Annotated in this window: 2 protein-coding genes; one reads left to right on the forward strand and one right to left on the reverse strand. The window is 52.3% G+C overall.

Features of this window, described 5'->3' with window-relative positions; all coding sequences use genetic code 11:
- The coding region (locus tag INT22_RS13325; RefSeq protein WP_226912718.1) for an ATP-binding cassette domain-containing protein at window positions 1-628 on the forward strand (628 nt) is incomplete at its 5' end.
- A gap of 98 nt (window positions 629-726) precedes the next feature.
- Here INT22_RS13325 and INT22_RS13330 read toward each other — a convergent pair.
- On the reverse strand, window positions 727-1,278 hold a 552-nt coding region (locus tag INT22_RS13330), incomplete at its 5' end, for a zinc ABC transporter substrate-binding protein (RefSeq protein ID WP_193068392.1).

A 1,278-nucleotide genomic window follows, 5' to 3' on the forward strand; every position in this document is an offset into this window, starting at 1 on the left:
GGCCCAGCAGCAACCCACCAGCCAAGGCGAGATTCACTTTGACCAGCGCCCACTGCGTGACTGGGGAAATCGCGAGTTTGCTCGTCAGGTAGCTTATCTGCCCCAGCATTTACCCAGCGCTGAAAGCCTGACTGGGCGCGAGCTGGTGGCTTTTGGTCGCTACCCTTGGCACGGCCTGCTCGGTCGCCATAACCAGAAAGACAAAGACGCCATTGATCGCGCCATCGCCCTTACCCACACAGAGGCCTTTGCCGACCGCTTAGTCGATACACTCTCCGGCGGCGAGCGTCAGCGAGTATGGTTGGCTATGCTACTCGCCCAGGGAAGTCGTTTCTTGCTGCTCGATGAGCCACTAGCAGCACTGGATATTGCTCACCAAATTGAAGTGCTAGCGCTGGTTCGCAAGCTATGCGATGAGCTGAACCTTGGCGTCATTATTGTATTGCACGATATCAATATGGCATCACGCTACTGTGATGAACTGATGGCACTGCATAGCGGTCGCTTGCTGGCCCATGGCAGCCCGGATGATTTGATGAGTTGCAGCACCTTAGAAGCGATTTATGGCCTACCCATGCAGGTGATGAAACACCCCAATGGGGAGCACAATATTGCTGTAGCCCAATGAGTGAAGACATACCGACGCGCTAATGCCAGACGAGATCACTGTCCACATTAGCGCGCCTATTTAATCACTCCTTCTTGATACCGGCTTTCCAGACTGACTCACATCGTGTCGGTACAGTGTTGTATTTCATCAGCCATTTGGTTAAGTAGTGCGTCGTAAAGCCCTGCACCTAGTGTTAAGCCAACGCCTAGAGGGTCCATTACACCAATATAAACATCCGTATCGCCAAAGACAGTATCAACGATTTGCGGATTAAATTGCGGTTCGCTGAATACACACGTAACGCCTTCTGCATCAACTAACTGCTGGATAGTTTCAATACGTCTCGGGCTGGGTGAGGATGCGTCACCGATAGAAATAGCACCAGCCGCAGTGACACCCAACGCTTTTTCAAAGTACTGATAGGCATCGTGAAATACGATAAAGCGAGTCTGCTCGCTATTGGCTAAGCGTTCCTTTAAATCTTGCTCAAGTGCTTCAAGTTCTTGCTGGCCTTGTGCCGCATTAGCACGATAGTGGGCGGCATTGTCAGGATCGATTTCGCTAAGTTGCTGGGCAATGGCATCGAGCCAGCGCCGCGCATTACCAGGATCCAGCCAACCATGTGGATCTTGCCCATCGTGATAATGGTCGTGGTCGTGGTCGTGGTC

Origin of the sequence: Halomonas sp. 3D7M, from assembly GCF_014897885.1 — a bacterium.
GTDB lineage: Bacteria > Pseudomonadota > Gammaproteobacteria > Pseudomonadales > Halomonadaceae > Vreelandella.